This window comes from Parendozoicomonas sp. Alg238-R29, assembly GCF_947331445.1.
GTDB lineage: Bacteria > Pseudomonadota > Gammaproteobacteria > Pseudomonadales > Endozoicomonadaceae > Sansalvadorimonas.
In genome coordinates this window covers 14,821-41,254 of record NZ_CAMZOG010000008.1, presented here as the reverse complement: position 1 = coordinate 41,254, position 26,434 = coordinate 14,821, and the positions used below count along the sequence as shown (strand labels likewise).

Genomic DNA, 26,434 nt, shown 5'->3' with positions numbered 1-26,434 from the left:
CTCTGCAGTGTGCAGAGCCTTTTCTTTTTAGACCCTACAAAAAGTGTGACAATTGATTGCTACTTATTGTAATGAAAATCATTCTCATTATAATCCTCGAATCTAAATACAACATTACACAACAATTGCATTCTATTCGGGGGATTTATGGGAGGCTTTCGCAAAACGCTGATCGCTGTTGCGGCTGCAGGTTTTATTGCTGGCTGTAGTCAAGATGATGATACACAGGCTGCAACTGAACAAGCTCAACCATCAGAAGCCACCGTTGCACAGGCATCTTCTGCCGTTGCTGCATCCTCTGTTATTAACCATTATGCCGATATCGCCCACGCGACTTTTGCCGACTCTCTGAAAACGGCTGAAGCACTGCGTATTGCACTGAAAACTCTGGTTGAAACGCCCACTGATGAAAACCTGGAAGCTGCCAAAGAAGCCTGGTTAGCTGCCCGTGTTCCTTATCAGCAGAGTGAAGTTTTCCGTTTTGGTAATCCAGTTGTAGATGATTGGGAAGGTCAGTTGAATGCATGGCCGCTGGATGAAGGTTTAATAGATTATGTTGATTCCAGCAGCTACGACAGTGAGTTGGGCAACGAAGGTGCCAAAGCCAACATTATTGCTAGCTCCTCCTTGCAGCTGGGTAGCGAAACTCTTGACCTGAATGTACTGACTCCAGATTTGCTGGCCAGCCTGAATGAACTGGCCGGTAGCGAAGCTAATGTTGCCACTGGTTACCATGCTGTTGAGTTCTTGCTGTGGGGGCAGGATTTGAATGGCACTAACCCTGGTGCTGGTCAGCGTGCAGCTTCTGATTATGCAAAAGGTGAGGCATGCACAAACGGTAACTGTGAGCGTCGCGGGGAATACCTGCTGACTGCTGCAGACTTGCTGATTAACGACCTGACCTACATGGTTGATCAGTGGAAAGAAGGTGTTGCCGATAACTATCGTGCTGAGTTCGCGGCACTGGAAGAAAAAGAAGCTCTGCGTCGTATGCTGTTCGGTATGGGTAGTCTTGCCCTTGGTGAACTGGCGGGTGAGCGTATGAAGGTTGCTCTGGAAGCAGGTTCTACAGAAGACGAACACGACTGCTTCAGTGATAACACTCATAACTCCCATTACTACAATGCCAAAGGCATTCAGAATGTGTTCACGGGCTCTTTTGCTCAATCTACCGGTGAAGTGATTTCTGGTCCTTCCCTGAAGGATATGTTGGCCGCTCAGAATGCTGAAGCCGCTTTAAAAGTTGAAGCCTTGTTTGGTAACAGCGAAAAGGCACTTCAGGCTATGGTTGACTCAGCCAATAACGGTGTCGCCTTTGACCAGATGATTGCTGCCGATAATGAACAGGGTAATATGATCGTTAAAAACGCCATCAGTGCTCTGGTTGCAGAAACTTCTGGAATTGAAGAGCTGGCACGTGCTGTAGGTGTTGGTAACCTGAGCCCGGATACTGCTGATCATACCTTTAACTAAAAGAACACATGAACAAAAAAGTGATCTTGCTGGCTGGTGCGGTTGCACTGGCTGGCTGTAGTGATACATCTGTACCGTCAGGTCCTGAGCCCGGTGAAGCTTTATCTGGCGGCGGCACAACAGTGTACGACCAGAGTCGCAATGCTTATTCGCTTCCTGCTGCCAATCTCGGCTTTTCCGAACAGCTGGATTTCAAAGTCGGCAACAGCTTCTTCAAAGCTCCATGGGTGACTGCTCCGGCGACGACAACCGCAAGAGATGGTCTCGGACCATTGATGAATACCAATGGTTGTCAGAACTGCCACATCAAAGATGGTCGTGGCCATGCGCCTATGCCAGATTCTCCCAATGCTGTTTCGTTATTGATTCGATTAAGTCGCCCTGCACAAACAGAAGCGGATTGGGAGAAGATTCGTAAAGAAGGTGGCTTGCCAGATTCGGTTTATGGCGGGCAATTGCAGGATTTTGCTAACCCTGGAATCACCCCGGAAGGTAAGATTACTGTTGAATACACGTTGCAAACAGTCGCCCTTGCTGGAGGTGAAACTGCAGAATTGCGCAAGCCGGTTTTCCGAATAGTGAACCCCGGTTACGGAGAGTTTGCGCAAGATATGGAAATGTCTCCCCGTGTCGCACCTCCAATGATTGGTCTTGGTTTGCTCGAAGCAATTTCTGAGCAAGACATCCTTGCCCAGGTTGATGAAAACGATAGCAATCAAGATGGAATATCTGGCCGGGCTAATTGGGTAAAAGATCAGAAGATAAATAAGCAGGCACTTGGCCGCTTTGGCTGGAAAGCAGGCCAGCCATCTTTGCGGCAACAGAATGCCGGAGCTTTTGCTGGTGATATGGGGCTTACTTCCACATTATTCCGTGACGACTGCACCGAAGCTCAACAGAAATGTTTAAAGGCTCTTGATGGCGGTGAGTTCGAAGTGTCGGATAATATTCTTGATGATGTGACCTTTTATACCCAGCATCTGGCTGTTCCTGCCCGCCGTACTGTTGATAACCCGGAAGTACTGAAGGGCAAACAACTGTTTGCTGAAACGGGTTGTACTGCTTGTCATACACCGTCTTATAAAACAGTTGAGCAGGCTGTAACCAGGCAACTGTCAGATCAGAAAATCTGGCCTTATACAGATCTTCTTCTTCACGATATGGGAAAGGAACTGGCTGATAATCGTCCTGAATTTCTAGCTAATGGACAGGAATGGCGCACACCTCCACTCTGGGGAATAGGCTTAGCGCAGACTGTAAGTAAAGAGGCCACTTTCCTTCACGATGGCAGAGCACGAACGCTGCTTGAAGCTGTGCTCTGGCATGGCGGTGAAGCGCAATCTTCCAGAGGGAAAGTTGTGGCTATGGCACCCAATGACAGAAAGGCTTTGATTCAGTTCCTTGAATCCCTGTAAGTTGGGTTTAGAAAATAATGTATAAGATACAAATAATGATTCGCTGTAGCTTTCCCAAAAAAATTGCCGCAACAATTACGACAATGCTGATGCTGGCTGGCTGCCAGCCTGCGGAGCAGGAGCCTGAGGTTAAGCTGGCAATCAGTACGGCGAATGTCGTCAAACCTCTGTATGACAGTCTTTCACAAAACCTCAGCCTGTTAAGTGATCACGCAGAAAGTTATTGCAAATCTCCTTCTTCCTTCGGTTTAGTGGAAGTGCAGGAGAGCTGGAAAGCGGCTATGGGAAGCTGGCAGGCAGCAAGTATTATCAACTTTGGGCCAGTGACTCTCGGCAGCATGGCCTGGAAGTTCCAGTTCTGGCCAGACCGTAAAAACCTGATTCGCAAAAAAATAGAATCGGCTGTGGAGATAGCGAACAAAGGTAAGAAACAGTGGACTGATGCCAATATCGCCAAGGCCAGTGTTGTTGCGCGTGGGTTGGGTGGTGTTGAATATCTGGTGTTTGATTCTGAAGTGTCCTCACTAGCTGGCGAACCTGTGCGTTGTCAGTATCTGTTGGCGGTTATTGGTGATATGCAACGCAATGCTAAACGACTTAGTCGTGGTTGGCAGGAAGGGGAGCAGCGTTACCCTGAAGAGTTAAAAGCAATGGCTCAGCAGGGGTATGAAGGTGCTGAAGAGTTATATCAGGTTAGCGGACTACTGGTGAGCAGCCTCTATGCTTCTCTGGAAACATCTATTCGCAAGCTGAAAATGCCTTACGGCAAGGATGATGCCCAAAGCGGTAATGCTTACTTGGCAGAGTCCTGGAGAAGCCAGACGTCACTGGACCATTTGAGAACAACATTGTCATCTTCTTACCAGTTGTATTTAGCTGGAGAAGAATACGGGCTGGATGATCGACTTTCCGGCGTTGATGACGAAGGTCGAGCAATTGCAAAAGAAGTAAAAACTGCATTCCATAATGCAGAAAGCATAGTGAATAGTGAAACCCTGAAAAACACCACACTTACAGAGTCTGTTAAAGACAGCGACAAGCGGGAAAAGATAGCTCAGCTTATTGATAGTCTCACTAATCTGAAAAACCTTGTTGGTAGTCAAGTGCCGGATAAACTGGGTATCCCTCTCGGTTTTAATTCCAATGATGGTGACTGATCAACAGTCAGAAAAATCGGTTAAAGCAGTATGTTGTCGCGTAGAGAATTCCTTTCCCAGTTATTAATGAGCGGAGCTGCTATTGCAGCAGGTTCGCTTGCTGGTTGTTCATTTTCCCAGAATGTATCACCACTATTGAGTGTGGCTCGAGATCGAAAAGGGCAGTATTCAATCCGCATCTTTTCTCCGGAAACTGTTCAGCAGCGTATTCTGAATATTCCTGGCCGTGCTCATGGGTTGAGCCTGCATCCTTCTGGACGAATAGCTGTATGCCATGACCGTAGGCCAGGGCGGCGAATGTATATTGTTGATCTGGAGGATCAGTCTTTAAGCCGCACCCTTGAAGCAGCGCCAAACAGACATTTTTTCGGACATGGTGTTTTCAGCCCTGATGGCAACTTTCTGTATACGACAGAAAACAATTACCAAAAGGGTGAAGGCGTTATCGGGGGCTACCAAGTCAGTGACTGGAGTCGGATTGATGAATTTTCTTCCCGCGGGATTGGTTGTCATGAGTTGCGCCTGCATCCCGATGGTGAAACGCTGGTTGTGGCAAACGGAGGCATTCTGACCCATCCGGACCAACCCCGTAAAAAGCTGAACCTAGAGTCGATGACTCCAAAGCTCAGTTATATCAACAGACATACTGGTGAATTGCTGGAAGAAAGAAGCTTTGGGCATCATCAGTTAAGCATTCGCCATCTTGATGTTGCTGACGATGGAACCGCTGTTATCGGGATGCAGTATCAAGGGGATAAAACAGATATCCAACCTCTGGTAGCTTTACATCGTCGGGGTGAAGCTATTCAACCCATGGTGGCTGAAGATGATCAGTGGCTGGGGTTGTCTCAGTACATTGCCAGTGTTGTTTGTCTGCCGGGCAGTCAGATTGCAGTCACAACAACGCCCAGAGGAAATCGGGTAGTGTTCTGGAATATGAATGCTCGCCGCCAGATTGCCAGCTTCCATGTTTCGGATGTGGCTGGTGCTGCATTAACCGGCTCTAATCAAGTTACAGTAAGCAATGGTGGTGGTGAATTAATTACTTACTCCTATGAAGGATATGACATGAAGGAAGCGTCTCGCCTTCGGTATCCGGATACCAACTGGGATAATCATATGGCGTCTAGTACCACTAATGGATAGGCGGAACTCCCAGTGTTGCCTGCATTACATCTGTACATTTGCAGGTTGCTATATTTCCCCCGCAAGGACCCCTAACACCCATCGCTCCCAGGCTGACACGAACGCCAAAAACTACAATTGCCGTAGTGGAGACCAGAGCGCCTCCCGCAATAATTTTATTGGTGCCAAGTTTTTCAACAAGGCTATTAATAAGAGATGTTTTTGGTTGGGCAATATCTATATGAACTGAGTGGTTATCTTCGTATAGCTCAAGAGTGTTGGACTGAACATAGGCGTTGGTTAAAAGATCAAGCCACTTTTGCTCTGCTGCAAGAGCATCTTCCTGAAGCGAGGCTTCAATAAACACCTGAACATAATGCCATTTCCCTGTATCTGGCGAGACATAGCGTGTTATCAAATAAGTAACTCTCTGGGGACTTCCCTCTGTTACTGGGTCAGATGCCCGAATTCTATGAAAACGCTGATGCCCTTGAATAAGATCAGGCTCAGTGGATACATCCCGGTAAACCCGTTTGAACTCAGATATTAAAGGTTCATTGGAAATAGTTCCCTGTGATGTAGTAATGGATAAGGAAGGTGTGAGTTTGCATCCGTGACATAGATACACATGTTGCCACCCAAGTTCTGTTTTATTGACTGAGACCGGCGACCAGTTGCTGTCAAATAACCGAAACCCTTCCCCGCAAGCGGAGTGACTGAATATGCTGAGAATGAATGTGCCAGTGAAGCAAAGATAAGCCGTTAACCTTGAGAGATTTCCCCTGCCATTTATTCTCAAGTAGTGCATTCTCAAACTGCCCTCTTTTCATATCGCCAGAAAAGGTAGTTCAGGAATATCAGGCTTGCCTGTTATTTCAGAGGGGGAGGGAGTGAAACACAAACTGGAAGTGGCTCATTCAGTAAAGATTGCCAGGTATCTTCCCAGCCTTTGTGGTGAGTGGCTCCCGGAATCGTTTTCCCCGCTATACAATCCTGCTTACCAAACCAGGTGCGATAAGCGGTATAAACAATCGGAGGAACAATGGAGTCATCGGAACCGGAAAAGTGCAACTGGGGAATATCATCCAGCTCACGGGTGAACTTTACCGGGCTGAGGGCTTTGGGCAGAAAAGAGACATTGTGCATCTTGTTGATATAAGCCGGATCCAGATTGCCTGCGACTGTTCGGATGGATGTAATATCCCTGCGTTTGGTGGCGGCAATAAGAGCAATGGCTGCTCCTCCGGAAAATCCAATTAATTCTATCTTCTTGTAATTGCCGCGAGCTTTCAGAGTGCTTAAAACCTCATTCACAGAATCAATGGCTTCGGTACTGAATCGCAGGTCAGTCCAAACACTGATATTGCATAAACTATTCATAAAAAACTGGCAGGGGCGGGCTATATAGGCTTTGTCGGTTGCCGGGTCAGATGCCAATAAATTCAGAACCAGACGACTCTCTGGCGTCGGGTCCATGGAAGGGCGCGAACGTCGTGCCCAGGCTTTACCGTCGCCTTCAATATATACCCGTAATGTTTGGCTTGTGCCGGGCATAACCTGAAACGTCTGCAAAGCAAAATGGCTGGTGGATATAACTTCCGGGCGAGCGTGTATCTGCTGGGATATCTGACTAACGAGGTTAGTATGATCAAGAGGTGTGGCACACCCTGTCAGCATCATTACGGTTGTTATAAAACAGAAAGCAGAAATACGTTGGATCATTTTTATTATTAATTTACATCTGTCTCTTTTCACTGCAGTTTATCACGGCATTCGAAGACCCTATAGCCCCAGATAATGAATCACCATTCTGGCGGCAAGCTGCCCTGTGTTACAGGGCAGCATTTGGCAGGAGAGAGCTATCAGGCTATAGCTTGATCAGTTTTTAAAGCCTGATTGGCGGCTGCAAGCATCGCTTTCAGGGAGGCAAGAACAATATCCCGATCTATGCCCACACCGCAGTAACGTTGACCATTAATACTGGCGTGTACATAGCTGACCGCACGAGCATCAGAGCCATTGTCGAGAGCATGCTCGCTGTAATCGAGAATATCGAGGTGTATTCCCAGCTTTTCCAAACCATTTGAGAAGGCGTCCAGAGGACCTTTACCACTCCTGTTTATGGTGATGGTGTCGGTCTGGCAATGGAGTTCAACTTCAACGGTATCTTCCAGATTGGAATGTTCCAGTCGATAATTACCGATACTCCAGCCACCTTCCTTAGCCATAAAACGCTTCTGGAAAATCTGCCAGATTTGATCACCAGAAATCTCCGCCGCATTATTCTCAGCTTCAGCCTGAACCGCAGCGGAAAGCGCTATCTGCATCCAGCGAGGTGCCTGTAGACCTTTTTCCTGCTCCAGAACAAACGCAACCCCACCCTTTCCGGATTGGCTGTTTATGCGAATAACTTCCTGATAGTCGCGACCAATATCCGCAGGGTCTATTGGTAGGTATGCAACCTCCCAAGGCTCATTCTCTTTGCGACGATGCAGACACTTGCGAATGGCATCCTGATGGCTACCGGAGAATGCGGTATAAACCAGTTCACCAAACCAGGGGTGGCGGGGGTGAACGGGAAGATTAGTGGTTTCGGTGTACACACGAATCACATCATCGGAACGGGACAAGTCCAGAGTTGGGTCAACACCCTGGCTATAAAGGTTCATTGCCATAGTAATGATGTCCATATTACCGGTGCGTTCACCATTACCAAACAGAGTGCCTTCTACCCGGTCAGCTCCTGCCATTACTGCTAATTCTGCGGCAGCAACAGCACAGCCACGGTCGTTATGGGTGTGAACACTGCAGATCACCGATTCACGGTTATTGATATTGTCGAGGAACCATTCAATCTGGTCGGCAAAGATATTGGGAGTAGACATTTCCACAGTGGCAGGAAGATTCAAAATAACCGGCTTTTCCTGGGTTGGCTGCCACACATTCAAAACGGTATTGCAAACATCAACGGCGAAATCCAGCTCGGTGCCAGTAAAGCTTTCCGGAGAATATTGGAACACCCACTCTGTATCCGGATGCTTTTTCGCTTCTTCGGCCACCAAGCGTGCACCTTCTTCGGCAATTTTAATAATACCGGCTCGGTCACGCTGGAATACCTGTTCACGCTGGACAGTTGAGGTGGAGTTGTACACATGAACAACCGCACGGCGGCAGCCGCTTAAAGCTTCATAAGTACGGGTGATTAAATGCTCACGAGCCTGAGTCAGCACCTGGATGGTGACATCATCGGGAATCATCTTGTCGTTTATCAGTTTGCGAACAAAATCAAAGTCCGGGCCGGATGCTGCAGGGAAACCAACTTCAATCTCTTTAAAACCAATCTCAACAAGTAGTTGAAATAAACGACATTTTTGTTCTACGGACATAGGCTCAATCAGAGCCTGGTTGCCATCACGGAGGTCAACACTGCACCATAGGGGGGCTGTTTCTATGGTGTTATCGGGCCAGCGGCGGTTTGCTTTCTTTACTGGAGGGAAAGCCCGGTATTTGTTGTGATTGAATGTCTTTTGGGATGATCCCTGTATTTCTGTATTGGCCATAGTTGCCCCTCTTTGTCTTGCCCCCTGAAAGTAGAAAGGCTGGCCATTCTTGACCAGCCTTCTCAGTATTTTGTGTTCTCTCCAACCTTTTGGGCTGTTTTTTGCGGCCTCGGTAAGGCTGCTATCTAACCATCGCACTTGTGGTGGTCAGGTTCTTCCCGGATCTTGCGGGGAGTCACTTTTGGCGACGGGTATATAGTAGATAAAATAAAGAGGTGAATGATTGCTAATATGGTGCCAATTGTGCCTTTTTGGGCAATAATATGGCTTAAATTTATTCCATGTTGAAATATAATTTTAATTGTGTGGCTGGTACTGCAATGAGTGTTAACTTTGATCGATATGATCTTCGAATATTGGAAGAACTCCAGAAGAATGCCCGTATAACCAATCAGGAGCTGGCTGACCGCATCGGGCTGTCTCCATCCCCCTGTTTGCGCAGGGTTAAGGCTTTGGAGGAAAGCGGGATTATTCAGGATCACGTTACCCGGTTAACTCCAGGTGCTTTAGGGCTCAAACTCACCGCCTTTATCCATATCAGTATGGATCGTCACACCCCAGAACGGTTCGCCAATTTTGAAAACCATGTGCGAGATTATCCTGAGGTTGTGGAATGTCACCTCATCACCGGGCAGGCAGCAGATTACATGTTAAAAGTGATGGTGCCGGATATGGAGTACTACCAGGAATTCCTGCTTAACAAAATTACACCGCTGGAAGGTGTAACCGGTGCCCATTCCAGTTTTGTACTGCGTGCTCCAATCAGCAGAACTGAGCTGCCACTTAAGCATCTGGAAAAACCAAAGCATTGAGATTTCTGCAGACTGATTACGAGCTAAACATCCAGCTCCATCCTTTTTTCAGGTAGTTGATAGCCGCGTTGCCTGTACTGCTTGAACGGGCGAGACAATCATAGACCAGCTTGGCGAGAGATCAGGACAGAAATACACTCCGTTACTTGAAGCCAATACTTCTAAAAGGCTGTTAATGATTTGAGACCGATAAGCTTCTTTAAGTTAAGAGTTTGGCCTTATCTGCAAAAATAGATTAATTTAGAAGACTGTTAATTTATACAGGTCTTTGGCGGCGTGTCCGCAGTGAATTTATGGCGAGCACCAATACAGGAAAACAGTCGCAGGGAAATGGCAAACCTGTTGTCGTGTTGGCTGAAAAGCGGGATCAGGCCCGGCAAATCGCAGAAGCTATGGGGTGGCGCATTCAGGGTGATTCCGGCGTTGGCAAGCTGAACGGTAAGCCGGTAACTATTGTTTGGGCATCCGGTCACTTGCTTGAATTGATGGAGCCACAGGAATTAAAGCCTGATGCTAGCTGGAGTAATCCTGCCACGCTTCTGCCTATTCCAAGAAGTTTTGATCTTCGGGTATCCCAGCCCCAGAAAGGCCGAAAAGGCAAATCGCCAACACAATATTTGAAGGTTATTCGCCAGCACCTGAAAGGTGCGGGAGAAGTGATTGTCAGTACCGACCCGGATCGGGAAGGAACCGCCATAGCCTGGCACTTATTGGAACATTGTCGCTTTCGTGGGGCTGTTCGCCATGCCTGGTTGGTGGATGGGTTGGATAAAACAGCAGTTCGCAAAACCTTTAATCGCCTGAAAAGTGGAGAGGAAATGAAATCCTGGTTTCGTGCATCGGAAGCGCGGGCCAGATCAGACTGGGCTTACCAATTCGTTGTTCGTGCACTCACCTGTTATGCCCGCCACGGAAAAATGGGTAACCATCTTGGACAGGGCTCTGGGCGTAAGTCTGTAGTCTCAGTTGGTCGTGTACAAACACCAACACTTTCTCTTGTGGTACAACGTTGTCGGGAGATTCGGAGCTTTGTTCCTAAAGACCATTTTTTAATTGATGGGTTATTTGATCTGGCAGGGCAGATTATCTCTGCCCGTTACAATCCGCCAGTCACAGCAGAGATTATTGAATCCATGCCCGTCGGTGTGGAGTGGGAACCCTCCAGGAAAATCGTCAGAGAAGGTTCTCCAGAACCTTTGGATACACCGTTATTTGTGGGTGAGCAGGAAGTGAATAACTTCCGGGACAGGCTTTTATTAGTCGCTAGTCAGGCGATTGTTGTGGGTAGCAAAACCCGTGATTTAAAACGTCAGCCACCCATGCCTTGTGACCTTGCCGAGTTTCAGGCTGAGATGCACAAGGCAGCAGGTCTAACAGCATCCAAGGCACAACAGGTCCTTGAAAAGCTGTACAACGATGGGTTAGTAACTTATCCCCGAACAGAACATGCGGAACTACCGGTTTCGTTGTATGAGCCCAATGAACGAAATCCGGTGTTGGAACACCTGTCTCGTCTCCCTTCTCTGGAAATGGCTGCGGGGCGAGTCAGAGATATACACAACGGGCAGGATACTGGATATGCACCGTTCAGACCTTCGTGTTTCACCACTAAACCCATGGAGCACTATGGAATAATTCCAACCCGCAAAGCTGCTCATCTGGAACGGATGGCCCGACATGAGCAGCAGGCTTACGAGATTGTTGCCCGTCGTTATGTTCAGGCGATGTGGCCAGCCGCTCAAATACGTGAGCAGAAGTTGACTATTGCCGTTCCTGCAGAAGATTTATTGGGTAACAGTCACAGTCGTTTCACCACAACATTAAACGTCGTACTTGACCCCGGCTGGCAACAGGCTTTTCCGAAAGACAAGAAATCCCAAGATGAAGTATCACTGGTTCAGCCAATACCTGTGCAGAAACATATGCCCTCGCCACTTCAGGAAGTACGTTTGTTAACCCGAACAACCAGACCTCCTGCGTGGTTTACGGATCGTACACTCATTAAGGCGATGAAATCTGTTGGCCGTTTTGTTCGTGATCCGCAGTTAAGGAAACTACTTCGGGACAGTGCCGGCATAGGCACTCCAGCTACCCGTTCCAGCATTTTGGAAACTCTATTGGCTAGAGAGTTTGTAGAAAGAAAAGGCGGACGTTTGGAAAGTACACCAAAAGGTGAGGCGCTGGTGGATGATTTGCCACCGTGGCTGGTGCAGGTGGAAACCACAGCAGTATGGGAAGACTGGCTGAATCGCATCAGCGAATTACGCAGTGAAGATATAACAGCTTGTGAGCAGCGGGATAAATTTGTCGGCCGCCAGCTGGACAGGCTGGAAGAGTATTTGCGTGAACTCCAGCAGCGCCACGGAGCTGTGTTTGGCAATGCGCCACGTGGAAGTTGATGCTGATGCCGACAACTGCCAAGCAGGCTGCCAGACAAAGCAAAACGCCATATCGAAAAGTGTCTGATCTTTATACGCCGGAAAAATATTGCCATTGATACAGCCCATCTGGTCTGGCATTTCGGGTGATTTATGGTTTGCGCCGAGAAGGGAATGCACAGATGCTTACCCCGGCGAAGCGAAGACATTGGTGTTGGCTCCGTTGGAAGGGGTTCTGACGGCCTCCGTTTTGCTTAAATGTCACTTCTTATTGGAAATATTTAATTGAAGCGTGTCGTTTCGGCAGCCTGCTCCCGACATGTTCTGAAACGCATTCGGTAGCGCTCATCCTGCAGGGCTTTGCACCGTTCGAGATTTTCAAACATCACGGCAGCCCTCTCCTCCAACCGTTGCAAAACATTGTCCTGATGCTCTTCAGTGGCTGCCAAAAGCTGAGGTATAAACTCAGCTGCAAGCTGGTTTTGAACATTGGCTGGTAGGGATGACTTATCGGCTGTTACCCATGGGATACTATCCAGAGACGTTCCCTGTTCACCCCTATTCTTGGACGTGCTGGCGAAATGTGCGCTGGTATCCTGCAACGCCTGTTGAAGCTGAATGAGTTTTTTCTGAACATTTTCCCGTCCACCAGGATAAAACGTTCCGGAAGGGCGCATATTCTCTATACATGCAGCGAGCAGTGCATTCAAGCCGGATATACAGGAATTAGAATAATCTGCAGCTTTGTCGCATCGATCTATAGCTTCGTCGATTCTTGCACAATTCCATTCTACGCATAAGCGAAGGCCTATATGCATGGCCGCATTACATTTTTGGTAATTTTCTCCCGAGGAAGACAGCAATATAGCGGTGAGGTGAGAACGAATCAGGCCAACAGAAGCCCTATTTCTTATGGTTTCTTTAAGTGTGGCAACCAGGGAAGAAGATATTTCTAAATGATATTGGTTTGTGACGTGATCAATACACTTGTCCAGGAGTGTTTCCCAGTTCGACTGAGAGTGAAAGACCTTGAGATACTGGGGGTTGAGCTGGGCTAAAATTTCCCGGCCAAGTTCTTCAGGTGTCATTTCATCAACTGTTCTTTCTTTACCACCGCCACGGAGTTTGCACTCAACCTGGTGTGGAGTGTTCAGTTCACCGAGTTGGCTTTCAGGTTGTATCTGATGTGTGCTCAGTCCTGCGAATTGGCCTGTTTCGATTTTTGCACCCGTTGGTTGTTGGGGTGAGGTTTGTGGAAACGGTTGAGTGTTTGTGAGAACGGGTGTTTGCATGAGTCTATCCCTCCTGTGGAGTTATCCGTTTAGTGAACGAGGGTTAGACAATGCATAGCCGTAAAGATCAGTTAGCAATACCAACAATAAGGATAGGGGGGGATTGTGTGCAGATGGAGGGAGCGGGCAGTCAGGGCGCATAGTTGCAGACGGCTGTTCTTCACATCGGTCGCAACGTCGTCTTTATTGACGGGGCAGAACTCGTAGAACTTCATAAAGCAGCCAGCCAGTTCATCGACCAGAATAAGAATGCCCTTAAAAAGTCGGATAATAACTATCAGCAACCTGTTGCTACAGAGATTATCTAAGGCTTAACAAAACAAAACCATGGTGCTTTCCCTGCTGACTATATTGCACGAGACGTTTTGAATGCAGACCAAGCTATGGTTGAAGTCGGCACTGTGCCTCTCAAAAGCATCTTATTGATTGCTCTGAGTCTTTTTACATTGGCTCAGAGCTGTCTGGCTGTGGGAGGTTCACCCGATCGGGAACTGTTTCCTCCAGAGCCCGAAGCGCCAATCCAGATTAGACATAATATAGAAATTGATGGCACGGCAGGGCAGGGGGCTCTACCGGATTGGGCATCGAACAAGAATGGAACCTTTATGCGATATGGAGATCGCATTGTTTTTTTTGAAAGGCTGCAGTCTGACGATTTCAAGAGCACAACAGGGCCGAATTTTATATACGGTGGGCTTTTACCAGCCTCCGGTATGGTGGTTTTGTATTCTTACTTGCGAATTATTGCAGTGGCCCATGGAGAGATTTCTCCGCGCATTCGATCCGTTTCACATAATATGACTGTTCTGGCCATTGTGTCGATGTTGTATCGACAAAGCAGGAATGCTTTTTATAACGGAAAGTCTTCTGGGTATCTGTATATGGCTGCCAAGCTGATTGGTGGCGTAGAGAGTCGTTTTCATTCTAATCGCTTCTATAGCTATCACACCCCTCTGGCAGGTTTCGCATTAGTTTCCAAATGGGCGGTAAGAAATCTTTGGAAAAAGCGAGCCAAGAAAATGTTGGACAGCCTTGATATCAGTCTTCCGCCCTGTCTGCGAGAAAAGCTGTTTATAACTCTTTATGATAAGGGTGAGAATAAGTTTGAGTTGAAGCTGCATCGTATACCTTTGGTTCTTCGAAATAAGCGACATGAGAAAACACCTGAAGGTTGCCAGGTGTGGAATCATCTTATGAAAATCATGGATCGCGGACGAATTGATACCCTGATTTTTTCGCTAGGTAAACATGAAGAAGAAACAGAGCTTCAGGTTGATATTACTGATTACCGTAATCGTTTTCAGAAACGAATTGTGCTGGATGTTGGAGATGAAAATTCAGAGAACCCGTTACCGTGGCTTGAACAAAGGCTGGTTGCAGGGGCTGAAAGAGAGAACCAAGATCCTTCGTTCCGCAGCATTTTACATCCCCGGTTTTTGCAGCATGTTAACGATGCCCTGAACTGTTACAGTGAACTTGCTGATACGGAATCCTATGCTGAATGTGTGCAGGGCGTTATGCATGTTCGGCATAAGTATGAGATGAGTTTCTTTACTGACACTCAAGAGTGTTCAACACTGGTCTGGTTATATGAGCATGAGCCAAAACCGTTAAGCTGGGCGCAAGACAGTTATGAGAACAGCTTTTTCTATTTTGGCCTGCCTGGTGCCAATATTCCCCGTTTGGTTTGGTCCGACACGTATGCTGGGCCAGGTTTAGAATTAAGGGATGGCTCCCCGCAGAAATCTCCACTTTGGCAGTATCGTTTTGATCGAACCACAAGTTTCGCACTGAATAGCGAACTTAACTATTTGCTGCGTTATATGCCCCATATTATTGGAGGAAGAATCTTCGTTCCGTTAGTAAACGCACTTACCCCCTCTGCTGATAATGCAACTTCAGAGGCCAGGCACTCAATGGAAGCAGTATTGGAAATATTAAATCGCTATGCTCCGGGGTGGCTGGCTAACGTTTATGAAATTTCAAAAGCTAAGAGTGGCTGGGCTCGTCGTTAGAGCTTTTTTAATTCCTGCAAATCCGGGCAGTCGAGTTTATAACCTTCATTCATCAACTGTTGGCAAACATAGCCAGAAGCAATGCGGTGTACTCTTGCTGTTGCATGAACCTGATCCCAGAAAAGATACTTGTCAGGGTTGTCACACACCGTTGCCTGCCGGGTTTGAAAGAGTGAAACCATACCCGGATCATGGTCACAGCCTGGTATATAGACATTGACGCATGGGCGATCCAGAACGCCACCTTCATGGCTCAGGTCGTGGGCAACATTTCGGAAAATTTCTCCAATATCTCCAAGAATCAGTTTTACTTGCGGCCAGGCGTGGGCAGTGCCTTCTGCAAGCTTTCGAACATAACTGTTATGCTCATGTCCCCATTGTGCCACCACATCCCGTCGGGGGCCTTTATGAAAACAGGGAGCCATCGCATAGTCAGGAACCAGCCCCCAGAAAATATGGCGGGCACCGGCATTGATAAGCTTGCGAACATTGGTGAACTGGCGGGATACAACGACCGCAGGGTCACTGAAACCATTTAGATAGTCATTGCCATTGAAGTACACGGCATAGATTACGTCTGGATCAAGCTGCGGGTTGTGTTTCAAGAATGCATCCGTCACCGCAGAAAAGCTGGGTGGCAGAATCTTGCCCTGAAACATCAATCGTAAGCCGGGTAATCGTTTTTGACTCCAGGACTGCACCAGATTGTCGAACAGGTTTGTTGTCCAGCTGGCTCCAAAAGCCATATTCCGGTACTGCTCAAGGTTGTTAAGATCAAGACCTGCATAGAGGGCAATATATTCAACCGCAACTGGGCCGTTGGAGAAATATCCCCGGTCATAGGGGGGGGCTGGAAAGGTTGGGAAAGGAACAATAGACGGGCCGATATTCGTCACCGCCCGGGGGACTAGCCCGGCAAAGATGTCCTGAAAATAATTAGTTTTGTAATCCTCATTGAGAGGGTCGGGCATACCCATGTAGTAATGGCTGAGTCGCCAGGTATTCACATTGTCGGAGAGGCTGTCTCCGAAAATAACAAGGCCTTTAATAGGGACTGGTTCAGAGCTCTGCTTTTCATTGGCAAAACATGCTTGTGCTATAAGCCAGAACGCCATCAAGAAAAGTGCTGAAACTCTGTTCGTTTTCTGTTCTCCGATAACTAATCTGGCTAATATCTGCAGCATGTAAGGGATGCTCCGGCTTTTGAATGCGGCAGTGAGCCTAGCAGTCAGTCTGGATACCCTCCAATTTCAGTCGTTTGAGGAAGACAATGTCGTTTTATCGCTGGCAGGATAAAAACCTGATTCTCTCCTGCCACTTGCAGCCGAGAGCCAGTAAAGATGAATTCTCAGGCTTGCACGGAGACAGCCTGAAGATTCGTATCAAAGCGCCACCGGTTGATGGCAAAGCCAATGATTACCTGATCAAGTTTCTGGCTAAACAGTTCGGTGTCAGCAAGCGGGATATATCTATTATCAGTGGTGAGTTGAGCAGGGAGAAAAGAGTTTCTATCTCTGAGCCTGAAAAAGTTCCGGAGCGTTTGTGTATAGTTGTACCTTCATAGATTAAGGCTCCAGGTTTCTGTATGGTTTACCTCCATTGATTTTTTGTAAACCATGGCGTTAAAGAAAGCGGTCTATCGAATCGAATAACCATGTAATTGTCTTTGCAGTCTCATGAATTTCGGCATGTGGGATATGGTTATTTCATTGCCTGTTCGCTACATTATCTATTATTACAGCTGCGTTTAATTCTAAGTGAATAGACCCTACACCATTAACAGCGGACGTTCGAAGCACTCAAACCGAACAATGTCTAGCGAGTATTCTCTGAGTGGTAGAAAAAGTGACAGGTATTGTCAGTGAAGGCGCACTGCCTTTTTATGTTTATCCCCTGCTTCTGATTGGCGGGCTTTGTATCTTTGGGCTTCTTATCCATTACCTGTTACGTAAGCGTTCTCAGAGTAATATGTATTTGCAGAATCCTTTGTTTGATGGGCCTTCACGCTCTATCTATGGATTGCTGGATGTTGCTGTGCGTGAGCACTTCAATCTGTTCCGCAATGTAGATATTGCTGATGTGATTCGTTCCTCAGGTATGGTGAGCCCTCTGCCTGGTAAAGTGCGCAACCGCCACTTTGACCTTTTGCTGTGCGACCGTCGAAAAATGCTGCCAAAGTGCGGTATTGTGCTGGTGGATAAAGGCGAGAATCTGGAAAAGAAAACTTCACAGTTACGGGAGTTTTGTGAAAGGGTGGAATTACCACTTCTGGTTTACGAAACAGGTGGCTTTTTTGATGTCACCCGTCTCCGCCGTGATGTTTATCAGGCGACAGGCTTGAATAATGTTCTGGGAACCTGTGCAGTTGTTGGTGATTCCCGTGGGTGCGACGACCTACAGGATGACTCTCAGGAAGAAGAATCTTCTGCTGTTGAGAAATTCGTTGAACAATCGGAAGAGTCAGAGAGTCGAAGCTGTAAAAAGTGCGGGGCACGTATGGTTGCACGCACAATATCTAAAGGTAGGCATGCCGGGCATAAAGCCTTGGTCTGTGAAACATTCCCAACCTGCCGTCACGCGATTTTGATGGAAGAGGTTACCAGCTAGCTCTCACTTTCTCTGAACAGTCAGGTCAATTTCTCGTTGACCTGATTGCCTGTTTGCACCTTTCATTTATATCAATGTATTTTTTGTACAGCGTGTTGTTAAAGCCTTCACGTGCAGGCAGGATAATTCCCATAAAAAAATAAAAATAATAAAAAGGTGCTCTATGGAATACCGCCTTCCGTTGGCAGAATTCGCCAATAATGTTGCTCGTCACCCTAATCAACTTTGGTTGCACCAACCAGATAATCGAGAATGGAGAACTTTAACCTGGGCTCAGGCTGATGATCAGGCTCGTCGTATAGCTGCTGGTTTACTTGCTCAGGGTTTTGAGAAAGGTGATCGAATCGCGATTTTTGCAAAGAACAGCGCGGAGTGGTTTATCGCTGACCTGGCCATAATGATGGCGGGCATGATCAGTGTGCCAATTTATGCAACGGCTGGAACTTCCATGATTCGGCATGTGATGAGTCACAGTGAGGCTAAAGCTGTTTTCGTTGGTAAGTTGGATAACACTGAGGCAGCAGAGCGGGCGTTTGAGAAAGGTACCCAGATTATCACTTTCCCTTACCCTACTTTATCAGGCACAGATAAATTTACAGATTGGCTTGAGAGGTATGGGCCACTTCTGAAAGTGAATACTCCAGCCGCCGGAGATACTTTTACTCTGGTATATACCTCAGGCAGCACCGGCTTGCCTAAAGGGGTTGTTCTTACTTACGAAAATATTGCTGCAGCAAGTGGCAGCGCTGTTACTTTGCACGACAAAAGTATTCCGAATCGCAGTATGTCTTACTTGCCTCTGGCTCATATCACCGAGCGCAGTGTTGTAGAAATTCTAAGTATTTACTCCCCGCAGGAAATTTTCTTTGTGGAATCATTAGACACATTTATTGATGATGTTCGCCATGCCCGGCCAACAACATTTGTGTCAGTGCCAAGACTGTGGACAAAGTTTCAGGCACAGATTCTTGCCCAGCTACCGGATGAGAAACTTCAGAAACTTTTAAAGGTTCCACTGGTAGGAAAGCTGGTTTCCAAAAAAATACGTAAAGGACTTGGGCTCAGTCAATCCAGGTTATGTGCTTCTGGTTCTGCACCGATTTCACCAGGAATCCTGGAATGGTATGACCGTCTTGGAATATCCATTTGTGAAGGCTGGGGCATGACAGAAACCGCAGGTTTATCCTGCGCTAACTTTCCATTTGACAGAAAGTCGCTGGGAACAATTGGTACAGCCCAAGAGTGCGTTGAGATGAAACTCTCCAATGAAGGCGAGGTGCTTATACGGGGCGCAGCTGTATTCAAGGAATACTATAAGAATTCGCAAGCGACCGAGGACGCGTTTGTTGATGGCTGGTTCCGTACCGGTGACCGGGGTGTTTACGAAAATGGTGTATGGAAAATTATTGGTCGGGTAAAAGAGCAGTTTAAAACCGCCAAAGGTAAATATGTGGCACCCGTTCCCATTGAAAGTTTGCTGGCCCGTAATGCTGATATCGAGCAGGTTTGTGTCATGGGCATTGGCCGAAAACAGCCGCTGGCGATTGTTGTTATGAATGAGCAAATCAGGCACAGGTCTGATGATGTTCGCGCTAAGCTGCAAAAGACTTTGCAGGAAGTGAACAGTGAGCTGGAAAGCCATGAGCGGCTTGATCATATCGTTGTTTCTGAAGAAGTTTGGGGTATAGAAAACGATATGTTAACCCCGACTCTCAAGATCAAGCGCAACAAGCTGGAAGAGCGTTATGGTGAATACCTGACCCGTCAGTTTTCCGGTACGGTTGTCTGGGAATCCGAACTGGAACATCAGTAGTCAGCTGTCGCTTAACTCTAAAATAACAGGTTGGATCATGCTGTAAGCAGTCCAACCTGTTGTACTCTCTCATGGCTCTATATAGAGACAATATCCGCCACTCGAATAAGTTCTGCATCCATATCCGGCGTCTCTTTGCAGGCCTTTTCAAGCCCGGTAAGCGTAATCCTGTTATCCCTGAGTCCCACCATTACGCCGGATGTTCCATCTCTAAGAGTATCTACAGCCGCAACACCTAAGCGGCTGGCCAATACCCTGTCTGCACAGGTTGGCTTACCACCCCGCTGTAAATGCCCGAGAATGGTGACTCTGGCGCTGTACCCGGGAAGTTTTTCCTCCACAGTTTTGGCCAGATCGTAAACACCACCGCTTTTTTTATCACCTTCTGCCACAACAACAATGCTGGAGGTCTTTCCGGCACGGTTACTGCGATTAAGAGAATGTAGAAGATAATCGATACCCCGAGATTTTTCAGGAATCAGTATTTCTTCACTGCCCGAGCCAATACCTGCATAGATAGCTATATAACCGGCGTCACGCCCCATCACTTCAATAAAGAACAAACGGTTATGGGATGTGGCGGTGTCGCGGATCTTATCAACTGCATCCAGAACCGTATTAATGGCGGTATCAAAGCCGATGGTGAAATCTGTGCCGTAGATGTCGTTATCGATGGTTCCAGGAATACCTACAACGGGGATTTTATGTTCCCGGGCCAGAGTTACGGCGCCGGTAAACGAGCCATCTCCACCAATCACTACAAGTGCATCAATACCAGACTTCTTGAGTTGTTCAGCCGCTTTGGCACGCCCCTCCGGTTTGTAGAACTCCATACACCGCGCGGATTTTAGAAAAGTGCCACCCTGGTTAATGATGTTGGACACAGAACGGGAGTTGAGCAATTTGAGTTTGCCTTCCAGCAGGCCTGTATACCCTTCCGAAATACCTGTTACTTTCATGTCGTGATAGATAGCACTGCGAACAACAGCTCTGACTGCTGCATTCATGCCCGGAGCATCACCACCGGATGTGAGCACACCAATATGGTTGAGAGAATTCATGGGGATCCCCTGATTGTTCTGCATGCGAGTATGGAACAGTTGCCATAATTCGCCATTTTTGCTCCGTAAATCATCACAGCTCCGCCACCGTAATGCCCTTTTTGTTTTGTGTAATAGATCGTGAGTTCCACAGACTGATGATGAAAAGGGATAACCTGATGACAACTGAAAAAATGTTCGATAAAAAAGGCGCTTCTCGTCTAACAGCAATAGTTTTGGCGACAGGGTTGATGTTTGCGGCAGCAGCGCCTGCACAGGCGCAACAGGGTGAATGGACAAAAGAGAAGAGCGGCATTGTGGCTGGTAGCAGTGTGGCTGGTGCAGTGCTTGGTGGCCCTGTTGGTTTTGTGCTTGGAATGGCTGCTGGTGATTGGCTCGGTAATAGCGTGAATAAGGCAAATGAATCAGGTGTGCTGACCGCAGAACTCAGTTCCGAGAGAGATCAGGCTCTAGCTGAGTTGGCTCGTGTTCAGGAACAGTTGCTGATTGCCCGGCAGGAAGCTGGTCGTTATCAGGATCTGGCCTTGGATTCACTGCAATTGAATGTGATGTTCAGCACGGCTGGTGACACTCTGAATATGCGGGATGAAAACCGTTTGAATGTACTTGTTCGTCTACTGAAAGAGCAGCCACAGCTGAATATTCAATTGGCAGGGTTTGCTGATCCGCGTGGTGCAGACGAATACAACCTGAAACTCTCTGAACGCAGGGCAGCAAGTGTGCGTGGTTTCCTGATCAGCAAAGGCATTGAAGCGCACCGCATTCAGAAGTTTGCCTACGGAGCCCGTCAGTCTGATGCGCCAACCAATAACCTGGATGCCTATGCCATGGAGCGTGTAGTGACGGTGAAGCTTCAGGAAAACAGTGAAGAGTTGGTGGCCAGTGAATAACAAGGCGAAACAATACCAGGCTTCTTTTGAAGCCTGGTAGGGGTTCAATGTTTTCAGTTCAGCAGTGTTTTCAGTTCAGTAGTGCCGCAACGCCCAAGCCATCAAACAATGCAGCGGCAATACGGCGAATCCATTGCAGGGGCAGGCGATCAGCCAAGTTATTACCAATAAAAACAACAGCAACATGCCAAGAGTCGTTCCGAAAATGACCACCCCACAATCCACTGAAGGATTTCTGGAGCGAGCATTCCGGCCACCCAGGGTTTGCGATAACGACAGGCAAGCAGGAGAACAAGAAGATGGGTTTTATCGCCAATCTCGGCAATAAATACCATCAGGGTAGAGACAGAAAGGGTTTCCATGAAATGTCCGGGGACGGGATATTATGACAAATACACAGCAACACAGCTGATCATCCCGCCCGGGTTTGCAGAATCCAGTCAATAGGAATGGCAAACAGATATGGAGACTACTCCCCCAAGGCACGGCAAGAGTATCAACTTTTTATGATTTGCGGCAAGAGTGGTTTGTCCTGCTCCTGCTGGAAACTACAGGCATGTGTTAACCTGTGCGGGCTCTCAGGGAACGCCGGTCTAATAAAGATGCCTCGCCATATCGCTATTGTGGAAGATGAACCAGATATCGCAGCCAACTATCGTGATGCTTTTCAGCGTTACGGTTACACGGTTAGTCATTATTCAGACAGACCCTCGGCTCTGGCGGGTTTTCGCCTTGCTTTGCCAGATCTTGCTGTTATTGATGTGGGGCTTGGTGACGAAGTCGAAGGCGGTTTTGACTTATGTCGGGAGTTGCGAAGTCAGGCACCAACACTGCCAATTGTTTTTCTAACCGCCCGAGATGATGAACTGGATGTAATCTCCGGTCTGCGCCTTGGCGCTGATGACTATCTCACCAAAGATATCAGCATCGCCCATATGATGGCGCGGGTGCATGCATTACTGCGCCGGGTTGATTTGATCAGCCAACCAAAAGAAAAAGAAGACGTTCTGGAACGTGGAGAGCTGGTTATTAACCTTGATCGTATGTCCGTCAGCTGGAGCGGCCAGATGGTTGATCTTACGGTTACGGAGTTCTGGATTGTGCATTGTCTTGCCCGCCATCCCGGTCAGGTGCGTAACCGGCAGCAGCTGATGGATGCGGCGCAAACGGTGCTCGACAATAATACCGTTACCTCCCATATCAAACGTATCCGCAAAAAGTTTCAGGCCATGTCTCCCGACTTTAACAGTATCGAAACCGCTTATGGCATGGGCTACCGCTGGAGTAGCCGGTAAATGCGGTTAAGCCGGCAGTTACTGCTTGTTGGCCTTCTGGTGCTGTTGCTTCCAGTTGCAGGTGTGCGCTGGGTGCAGGAGATGGAACTGACTTTCCGGGAGCAACAGGCTCATGTTCTGAGTGCTTCACTGCGGGCAGCAACTGCAAGCCTTTCTCAAAGACAACTTTTACCACAACCTGTTGAAGCCAAAGGTGCAGTGTATGTGCAACCGGTTGGGGTTGATCTGGTCATGGATGGTTACTTTGAAGACTGGCAAGCGCAGAACCTGACTAGCCGAATCTACATTGAAGATGGCAGTGAAGCAGGCAATATGAACCCTGCAGTGCAGTTTTCGGCAGCGACGGATAGTGCCAACCTGTATTTGGCTTTTAAGGTTACTGAAGATAAAACTGTTCACTACAACCCAGTCGGTGTGCCGCTAAAAAACGGGGACAGGGTTCAGTTATTTGTTAGGGAAGATAACCGTATGGAGCGTTATACCATTGTTACAGAAGCTCCCGGTCAGGTTGTAGCCAGAACTGTACGCCCCTGGAATAGCATCAACCGCATTGTGCGGGAAAATCGCATCCGTGGAGTCTGGCGGGATATTCACGGCGGTTACCAGTTAGAGCTGGTGATGCCGTTGGCAATGGCGGGGGAACAGCTTGGTTTTACTGTCATCTCTGGCGCTACAGAGTACTGGGCCGGTTCCGTTGGACCTGGCGAAGAACCCGGTGCACTTATTTTGCCTGACCGACACCTCAGTCGGACCCTGGAAGTCTTCCTTGAAGACGATATGCGACTGGGGATTCTTGATTCGGCAGGCTGGCAAATTGCCAGTACAAACAGCTCAGGATTTACCCATTCAGCGAAACAGGAAGAACCTTTCTGGTTAATCAGTTGGTTTTACCGGGCTATTTTGAGTTGGAATCAATTGCCGGATTATCAGAACTTCTGGCGCAGTGGTGGCTGGCAAAGCAGTCCATTGTCTTCTGCTCTGGATGGTCAACCGGTAACTTTGTGGCAACGGAAAAACGACCGTTATCGCTTACTGGCGTCATGGCCGCTGGTAAAGGATGGAAATGTTGTTGGCGCACTTATCGCGGAGCAAGGCAGCCAGGCCGTTATGTCTCTGGCCAGCCGTTCTTTCAATCGTTTGTTCTCCCTTAGCTTTCTGGCGATTATTTTAGTGTCAGCCGGGTTATTGGGTTATGCCTCATGGCTTTCATTCCGAATACGCAAGCTTCATCGGGCAACTGAGCAATGTATTGGCAGGGATGGGCGACTGCGTACAAGCTTTCCTGCCAGCAAGTCTTCCGATGAGTTGGGAGAATTGTCCCGCAGTATTGCCGCTATGGTGACACGGCAGGAAAACCATACCGAATATCTTCGCTCACTGGGCAGCAAACTTTCCCATGAACTGCGTACTCCTCTGGCCGTTGTGCGTTCCTCTCTGGATAACCTTGCTCACGAACAAGTGGGTGAACAAGGAAGAGTCTATGTATCCCGTGCCCTTGCTGGAGCAGACAGGCTTGGGGGGCTGTTAAACAGCATCAGTGAAGCCACTCGGCTGGAGAACATTATTGCTGATTCGGCCATGTCCAGTGAGTGGGAGCGGATTGATCTGCGGTTGATGCTTGAGGATTTGTTTCAGGCTTATTCCGGGGTTTATCCCAAAACTCATTTCAACCTTGTGAACAGTTCTGAAGCTTGTGAAACCAGTATTCAACCGGAGCTTGTTGTACAGGCGATGGATAAACTGGTTTCTAATGCAGTGGATTTCTGTCCTGTCGATGGTTCTGTGACCTTGCACCTGGCAAAGAGTGACCACCATATTGTTGTTTCTGTTGAAAACGATGGGCCATTGTTACCGGGGACTATGGAAGGAAGATTGTTTGATTCCATGGTATCTGTTCGTACAACCAGAGGTGAAAAGCCGCACCTTGGCTTGGGGCTTTATATTGTTCGGCTGGTGATGGATGCTCATAGTGGAACAGTTAAGGCTGAGAATAGAAGGGATGGAAAAGGTGTCATCTTTTCCATGATTTTTGAAGGGGAATAAAAAAGAGCCGGCGAACCGGCTCAAATAACATGGATTTTTTAGCTATCAGAAACTGTTACTGTTACTGGGGCTGGGGCTGGGGCTGGGGCTGGGGCTGGGGCTGGGACTTGGTCAGTCCTGTAACGAAACCAGCTTTTAAGATTGTGGAGAGCGGTTATAAACCTTGAAGAATTATCTCCCTCTGAAGCAGTTCCTTCACCTATACCAGAGTCCCTGAAGCTTTGGCGTGATAGTGCTTTTATAGCAGGTGTTTTCGCTTTTAACTGTTTAATCGTGGGAGCAATTATGTCTGTTGTATCCACAGGTAGTGAACTCAAGCTGTGTACACGCCTCAGGACTGGCCTGTTTGATGCTTCCTTCAAACCAAGCAGTTTTTGAAGGTGCTCTGCTTTTTCAGTAAGACTTTTAATGTTTGAGGTGAGTTGCTCTTTCTGACCCGCAAGAGTCTCAATATTTGCCTCTTTTGCTGCCAGCTCCGTAGATTGTTCAGTATTTCTTTGAAAAAGTGTTTCCCTGGTTTTCGTATGTGTTTGCTTTTCCTTTTTCAAGCGCTCAGCTGCAACTTCATGGTCCTTTTGAAGTTTGGTATGAATCTCTTCACGCTCAGGAATCGTTCTCAAATTTTCCCGAGCCTTGATCAGCTTAGCACTTCCACCTATTTGACTAGCCATGTTACGGAAGAAACCAGCCTGCTTCATAGTTTCATCAGCTGCCTTACGCTCTCTCCAGGAATCAAAGCGAGTCGCGGCAAACTTAAATACACAGGAAGTAGCGCCAATACCTAAACAGATCGGCAGTACAGCAGGAGCGGAGATCGGGCAGAACGCAGAAATCAGTGCGCCGATTTGCGGCATAGCCAACGCTGGAGCAGCAAAAGTAGCCAAGTATTTAACAGCACCCCAGAGGCCAATGCGGCAGTTCGTCAAGGACTTCTGAGCAACACTTCTGTCTTCTAATATTTTGGCACGTGCTTCAAGGATGGATTTCTTTTCTTGAAGGCCATCTGTTTTCATTGCTTTCTTAAGTACTGTGTTGTTAGTACGTCTCTGGAAAATAGAGTGCAGAGTACGGGTACATACCCATAAGCCTGATCCAATATAAGGGCTGACCATAGTTGCAGCGACAAAGCCCAGACCAACCGCTGAGCCAAGGTTTGCAACACCAGGTACGGGAACAATATTTTTCTGTGCAAGCGTCAGCAGCTCAGGGATTTTCTCACCAACGTATGTAGAGGTGGCGTTGTGCCCAGCGATAATAGCATCAGAGGTTTTAGCGGATGCAGCAGACAGAAATGGCAAACCGTGATTTGTGCCAAAAGTTTTCATACCGTTCCATACTATTGAGGCTCCTGCTCTCAATTGCTCTGTAGCATAGATTGCGCCTGCAGCGGCAGTTCCAGCAAGCAAATCTGCAGCAATTCTGTTTCTGGCGATGAGTGACATATCGAACCTCCATGTTTTAAATAGATTTTTCGGTTTGACCCAAATAACACAGTTCT

At 47.7% G+C, this 26,434-nt stretch carries 23 protein-coding genes; 14 read left to right on the top strand and 9 right to left on the bottom strand.

Annotated elements, in window-relative coordinates:
* Nucleotides 1-147: 147 nt before the first annotated feature.
* From QMA35_RS03515 to QMA35_RS03500, 4 genes are read left to right on the top strand one after another with little or no spacing between them, the layout of a single operon-like run.
* Complete coding sequence (locus QMA35_RS03515; protein ID WP_281645746.1) at nt 148-1,473, top strand: imelysin family protein; 1,326 nt, start codon at nt 148-150, stop codon at nt 1,471-1,473.
* An 8-nt stretch (nt 1,474-1,481) separates the two neighbouring features.
* Nucleotides 1,482-2,888 carry a di-heme oxidoredictase family protein gene (locus QMA35_RS03510; protein WP_281645745.1) on the top strand — a complete coding sequence of 469 codons (1,407 nt, stop codon included), beginning with the start codon at nt 1,482-1,484 and terminating at the stop codon, nt 2,886-2,888.
* 35 nt (nt 2,889-2,923) lie between these two features.
* Nucleotides 2,924-4,045 carry an imelysin family protein gene (locus QMA35_RS03505; RefSeq protein ID WP_281645744.1) on the top strand — a complete coding sequence of 374 codons (1,122 nt, stop codon included), beginning with the start codon at nt 2,924-2,926 and terminating at the stop codon, nt 4,043-4,045.
* 30 nt (nt 4,046-4,075) lie between these two features.
* On the top strand, nt 4,076-5,191 hold the full coding sequence (locus QMA35_RS03500) for a DUF1513 domain-containing protein (RefSeq protein WP_281645743.1): 1,116 nt from the start codon (nt 4,076-4,078) through the stop codon (nt 5,189-5,191).
* On the opposite strand, the gene QMA35_RS03495 is transcribed toward QMA35_RS03500, so the two are convergent.
* From QMA35_RS03495 to leuA, 3 genes are all read right to left on the bottom strand, one after another.
* A complete protein-coding gene (locus QMA35_RS03495; protein ID WP_281645742.1) occupies nt 5,181-5,798 on the bottom strand; it encodes a hypothetical protein in 618 nt (205 codons plus the stop codon). The two genes, QMA35_RS03500 and QMA35_RS03495, sit on opposite strands and share 11 nt — an antisense overlap.
* 242 nt (nt 5,799-6,040) lie before the next feature.
* The gene (locus QMA35_RS03490) at nt 6,041-6,892 is read right to left on the bottom strand and encodes a hypothetical protein (RefSeq protein WP_281645741.1); all 852 of its coding nucleotides are present in this window, start codon (nt 6,890-6,892) and stop codon (nt 6,041-6,043) included.
* 140 nt (nt 6,893-7,032) lie between these two features.
* The gene (leuA, locus tag QMA35_RS03485; RefSeq protein ID WP_281645740.1) at nt 7,033-8,730 is read right to left on the bottom strand and encodes a 2-isopropylmalate synthase; all 1,698 of its coding nucleotides are present in this window, start codon (nt 8,728-8,730) and stop codon (nt 7,033-7,035) included.
* Between the two features lie 320 nt (nt 8,731-9,050).
* Between leuA and QMA35_RS03480 the strand changes: the two genes are divergently transcribed.
* Nucleotides 9,051-9,542 carry an Lrp/AsnC family transcriptional regulator gene (locus QMA35_RS03480; RefSeq protein ID WP_281645739.1) on the top strand — a complete coding sequence of 164 codons (492 nt, stop codon included), beginning with the start codon at nt 9,051-9,053 and terminating at the stop codon, nt 9,540-9,542.
* A 293-nt stretch (nt 9,543-9,835) separates the two neighbouring features.
* On the top strand, nt 9,836-11,941 hold the full coding sequence (locus tag QMA35_RS03475; RefSeq protein ID WP_281645738.1) for a DNA topoisomerase: 2,106 nt from the start codon (nt 9,836-9,838) through the stop codon (nt 11,939-11,941).
* A 260-nt stretch (nt 11,942-12,201) separates the two neighbouring features.
* On the opposite strand, the gene QMA35_RS03470 is transcribed toward QMA35_RS03475, so the two are convergent.
* Nucleotides 12,202-13,212 carry a hypothetical protein gene (locus tag QMA35_RS03470; protein WP_281645737.1) on the bottom strand — a complete coding sequence of 337 codons (1,011 nt, stop codon included), beginning with the start codon at nt 13,210-13,212 and terminating at the stop codon, nt 12,202-12,204.
* Nucleotides 13,213-13,283: 71 nt separating this feature from the next.
* Nucleotides 13,284-13,427: a hypothetical protein gene (locus QMA35_RS03465; protein WP_281645788.1), complete on the bottom strand. Its 144-nt coding sequence runs from the start codon at nt 13,425-13,427 to the stop codon at nt 13,284-13,286.
* On the opposite strand from QMA35_RS03465, the gene QMA35_RS03460 reads away from it, so the two are divergent.
* Both QMA35_RS03460 and QMA35_RS03455 read left to right on the top strand, forming a co-directional pair.
* The gene (locus QMA35_RS03460) at nt 13,356-13,520 is read left to right on the top strand and encodes a hypothetical protein (protein WP_281645791.1); all 165 of its coding nucleotides are present in this window, start codon (nt 13,356-13,358) and stop codon (nt 13,518-13,520) included. The two genes, QMA35_RS03465 and QMA35_RS03460, sit on opposite strands and share 72 nt — an antisense overlap.
* Before the next feature lie 57 nt (nt 13,521-13,577).
* Complete coding sequence (locus tag QMA35_RS03455) at nt 13,578-15,227, top strand: hypothetical protein (RefSeq protein WP_281645736.1); 1,650 nt, start codon at nt 13,578-13,580, stop codon at nt 15,225-15,227.
* Here QMA35_RS03455 and QMA35_RS03450 read toward each other — a convergent pair.
* A complete protein-coding gene (locus QMA35_RS03450) occupies nt 15,224-16,411 on the bottom strand; it encodes an SGNH/GDSL hydrolase family protein (RefSeq protein WP_281645735.1) in 1,188 nt (395 codons plus the stop codon). The two genes, QMA35_RS03455 and QMA35_RS03450, sit on opposite strands and share 4 nt — an antisense overlap.
* 86 nt (nt 16,412-16,497) lie before the next feature.
* On the opposite strand from QMA35_RS03450, the gene QMA35_RS03445 reads away from it, so the two are divergent.
* The 3 genes from QMA35_RS03445 (at nt 16,498) to QMA35_RS03435 (ending at nt 19,647) form a co-directional block, all read left to right on the top strand.
* The gene (locus QMA35_RS03445) at nt 16,498-16,791 is read left to right on the top strand and encodes a DUF167 family protein (protein ID WP_281645734.1); all 294 of its coding nucleotides are present in this window, start codon (nt 16,498-16,500) and stop codon (nt 16,789-16,791) included.
* Between the two features lie 281 nt (nt 16,792-17,072).
* Nucleotides 17,073-17,834, top strand: coding sequence for a DUF2726 domain-containing protein (locus tag QMA35_RS03440; RefSeq protein WP_281645733.1), 762 nt, complete (start codon nt 17,073-17,075; stop codon nt 17,832-17,834).
* A gap of 163 nt (nt 17,835-17,997) precedes the next feature.
* The gene (locus tag QMA35_RS03435; protein ID WP_281645732.1) at nt 17,998-19,647 is read left to right on the top strand and encodes an AMP-binding protein; all 1,650 of its coding nucleotides are present in this window, start codon (nt 17,998-18,000) and stop codon (nt 19,645-19,647) included.
* 77 nt (nt 19,648-19,724) lie between these two features.
* Here the strand turns inward: QMA35_RS03435 and pfkA are convergent, their stop codons facing one another.
* A complete protein-coding gene (gene pfkA, locus QMA35_RS03430; protein WP_281645731.1) occupies nt 19,725-20,708 on the bottom strand; it encodes a 6-phosphofructokinase in 984 nt (327 codons plus the stop codon).
* Nucleotides 20,709-20,866: 158 nt separating this feature from the next.
* Here pfkA and QMA35_RS03425 point away from each other — a divergent pair, with 158 nt between their 5' ends.
* On the top strand, nt 20,867-21,598 hold the full coding sequence (locus QMA35_RS03425; RefSeq protein ID WP_281645730.1) for an OmpA family protein: 732 nt from the start codon (nt 20,867-20,869) through the stop codon (nt 21,596-21,598).
* 161 nt (nt 21,599-21,759) lie between these two features.
* Here QMA35_RS03425 and QMA35_RS03420 read toward each other — a convergent pair whose 3' ends face one another.
* Nucleotides 21,760-21,933, bottom strand: coding sequence for a TMEM165/GDT1 family protein (locus QMA35_RS03420; protein WP_281645787.1), 174 nt, complete (start codon nt 21,931-21,933; stop codon nt 21,760-21,762).
* A gap of 114 nt (nt 21,934-22,047) precedes the next feature.
* Between QMA35_RS03420 and pdsR the strand changes: the two genes are divergently transcribed.
* A complete protein-coding gene (gene pdsR / locus QMA35_RS03415) occupies nt 22,048-22,893 on the top strand; it encodes a proteobacterial dedicated sortase system response regulator (protein WP_281645729.1) in 846 nt (281 codons plus the stop codon).
* Nucleotides 22,894-24,936 carry an ATP-binding protein gene (locus tag QMA35_RS03410; protein ID WP_281645728.1) on the top strand — a complete coding sequence of 681 codons (2,043 nt, stop codon included), beginning with the start codon at nt 22,894-22,896 and terminating at the stop codon, nt 24,934-24,936.
* Between the two features lie 38 nt (nt 24,937-24,974).
* Here the strand turns inward: QMA35_RS03410 and QMA35_RS03405 are convergent, their stop codons facing one another.
* Nucleotides 24,975-26,378 (bottom strand): hypothetical protein, encoded by a 1,404-nt coding sequence (locus tag QMA35_RS03405; RefSeq protein ID WP_281645727.1) that lies wholly within the window; start codon nt 26,376-26,378, stop codon nt 24,975-24,977.
* Nucleotides 26,379-26,434 lie beyond the last annotated feature (56 nt).